This window comes from Wolbachia endosymbiont of Drosophila seguyi (genome assembly GCF_028981765.1).
GTDB classification, from domain to species: domain Bacteria; phylum Pseudomonadota; class Alphaproteobacteria; order Rickettsiales; family Anaplasmataceae; genus Wolbachia; species Wolbachia pipientis.
The window spans coordinates 7,868-10,861 of sequence record NZ_JAPQLM010000192.1 but is presented as its reverse complement, the minus strand read 5'-3'; the positions used below and the strand labels follow the sequence as shown (position 1 = coordinate 10,861).

The following is a 2,994-nucleotide window of genomic DNA, read 5'->3' as shown; positions in this document are numbered from 1 at the left end:
TCTGCTTAGTAAACTTCTTAAACATTTGCAGCGTAAGTTAGTTGCAATTAAAAGCAGCTTAATCTTGCTTTTCAAGCGTTTAAAACATAAAAAACGCCAATATTTTAAAGCGGATAATAACCCCAGGGCTTCTTTTGCCTTTTTTTTCATTTGGTAAATTTCTTAATATTTATGGCTAAAGATTGCACGAATGTTGCAATTACAAAAACGATTTCTACTAGGGTGTCATCCCAGTGCGTGACACTGGAATCCAGCCTTTATTATGCAGCCACTTGGTTGAAATTAAGTCTTCTGGATCCCAGTGTCAGCTACTTGGATGACACCATTCTTTTTCCTGGATCCAAGTAGTCAGGGCACTGGGATGACAGCTACCCTGACAATCGTCATCCCGCTGCTTGTTAGCGGATACCGCGGCGGTATGACGTAGAAGTTATACTTTTATGCTTACCAACTTAATAAAATTCCTGGATTCCAGTGTCAGCTACTTTCATGACACCAACAGTTGATATTGGTTTGTTGCTTTGCTAGCCAACTACTAGCTATGCCTCAAGTTTCCTATTCAAAATTTTCAATATCAAATCCAATTCATTTGGATTATCATACCGTATCATAACTTTACCCTTAGAATTGTTGTCATTAATTTTGATCTTTAAACCAAGTTGAGAAGATATAGCGCCTTCTATTACTGTCATATCTTGATTTCTAGTATATCTCTGCTCTTTTTGATTGTTGTTTTGATGTAGGTCCTTTATCAGTTTTTCAGTTTGTCTAACGCTTAAGCCCTGAGAAACTATTTTTTCTGCAATACTTTCCGCATTTTCAACATTAATCAACGCTCTTGCATGACCCATAGACAATTTTTTCTCATTGATCATTGTTTTCACCCTATCAGGGAGCAACAACATCCGAATCATATTGGTTATGTGGCTGCGGCTTTTGCCTATAGCTGAAGCTAATTCCTCATGTGTATAGAAAAACTCATCTATCAGTTTTCTGTAAGCTTCACCTTCCTCTATTGGATTAATATCTTGCCTTTGTATGTTTTCAATAATGGATACTTCCAAGCATTCCTTGTCGCTCAGATCTTTTATGATAACCGGTGCACTATCAAGATTTGCAATCTTGCTTGCTCGCCAACGACGTTCTCCAGCTATTATTTCATAACCATCATCATTTGAATCTTTGCGTACCACGATAGGCTGTATAATGCCACTTTTCTTTATCGAATTTGCAAGTTCTCTTAATGACTCCTCGTCAAAATGTTTCCTCGGTTGAAATTTGCTTGGGTGCAGTAATGAAATAGGCAAATGCTCTTGTCGATCTTCTTTATTATCATAATTATCGCCTATGAGGCCGGCAAGACCTCTGCCGAGGCGTCTATCATCCTTCATACTACGCCCTCGCTTACTAGTTTCTTCTCCTTACAACTGCTCGCGTGCTTTTTTAAAATTTCCCTTGCCAAACTTATATATGCTTGTGCACCAGGACACTTAAGATCATACACAATAGCGGGTTTTCCATGAGAAGGCGCTTCTGATAACCGTACGTTACGTGGAATAACAGTCTCATACAATGGGATGATAGTTTTGTATACTTTATCATTTAAATACTGGCAAATATCGTTTTTAATCTGTTCACTGAGTTTGTTGCGCCTGTCATACATTGTTAACACTATCCCTTCTATTGCCAAAAAAGGGGTTAGGTTATTCCTTTTTATTAGCTCCACAGTTTTAACTAAATGGCTTAATCCTTCCAGAGCAAAAAATTCACACTGAAGAGGAACAATAATAGAATTAGCAGCAGTCAAAGCATTTATGGTCAGAAGCCCAAGTGATGGAGGGCAATCGATGATTATATACTCATAATTATCGCGTATCTTCTCCAATGCGCTTTTTAGTACGAATTTTCCTCGCTCAAGTTGCGATAATTCAATTTCTGCAGCTGACAAATCAACTACTGACGAAATTAGCGATAAATTCGGAATTTCCTTTATATTGAAAATTGCCGATTCTATCAATTTATTTTCGCTGCTTAGTAGTATTTTGTATATGTTTTTTTCTTCCCTACTACGATAAGAAATCCCGAGTCCGGTGCTAGCATTTCCTTGAGGATCAAGATCTACCAATAAAGTGCTTTTTCCCACAGCAGCAAAGGCTGTCGACAAATTTATACTAGTTGTGGTTTTGCCAACTCCACCCTTTTGATTTACTATTGCAATAATCTTGCTCACGCCTTTTATCTTATGTATAAAATAATTCTATTGTATATATGCAAGAAACTTTTGCATTAGAAAATTTTTTTGTTGCTAACCACACTAAAATTAGACTGTCTTTTTTGCTTTGTGTAACACACTTTGAACCTTGTTTCCTAATTCATTCAGAGTGAATGGTTTTGGCAAAAAGTGAAAATCTTCTATATTGATGTCATCACTCTTTAAAAAAGCATCTTCTGCATACCCAGAAATAAAAATAACGTTGATATTTGGCCTATGGATCAATGCTTCTTTAACTATTTCTGGGCCGCTCACCTCTGGCATGATTACATCAGTGATTATAAGATCTATATGTTGACTTTTTTTACTGATTATTTCTGGCACCTCGCTGCCTATGCTTGCTTCTATTACATCAAATCCTTTTCTTTTGAGTGCTTTAGAGATGAATTCCCTTACTGAATCTTCATCTTCGATTAATAAAATTATACCATTACCTTTAATTTCACTTACTACCGGTTTTTCTGTTTCTTCACTATCTTCCTCTCTATCATTTTCATCTGATATGTAAACCATGGGCAAAAATATGCTAAATTTAGTTCCATGATTTACTTTGCTAGCAACATAGATGTATCCTTCAGTTTGTTTAATAATGCCATATACAGTAGAGAGGCCAAGACCTGTACCAGAGGTAATATCTTTGGTAGAAAAAAATGGATCAAAGATCTTTTCAGTTGTATCACTCGTCATTCCACATCCAGTATCAATTACTTCAATCACAACAT

At 36.4% G+C, this 2,994-nt stretch carries 3 protein-coding genes and 1 pseudogene; all 4 read right to left on the bottom strand.

All coding sequences use genetic code 11. From position 1 onward, the window contains the following. Positions 1–220: 220 nt before the first annotated feature. Positions 221–304: pseudogene (locus tag OZD62_RS06275) on the bottom strand (WPE palindromic element domain-containing protein); the annotation flags it as partial. 235 nt (positions 305–539) lie between these two features. Next, positions 540–1,391 carry a ParB/RepB/Spo0J family partition protein gene (locus OZD62_RS05690; protein WP_006279814.1) on the bottom strand — a complete coding sequence of 284 codons (852 nt, stop codon included), beginning with the start codon at positions 1,389–1,391 and terminating at the stop codon, positions 540–542. Next, entirely contained in the window at positions 1,388–2,230 is an 843-nt protein-coding gene (locus OZD62_RS05685) for a ParA family protein (protein ID WP_038199588.1), read from the bottom strand. Before OZD62_RS05685 ends, OZD62_RS05690 begins: the two co-directional genes overlap by 4 nt. 90 nt (positions 2,231–2,320) lie before the next feature. Further along, on the bottom strand, positions 2,321–2,994 hold a 674-nt coding region (locus tag OZD62_RS05680; RefSeq protein WP_275019628.1), incomplete at its 5' end, for a response regulator.

Coding starts and splice junctions, on each gene's coding strand:
- OZD62_RS05690 (WP_006279814.1), bottom strand. CDS start 1,391: ATGAAGGATGATAGACGCCTCGGCAGAGGTCTTGCCGGCCTCATAGGC.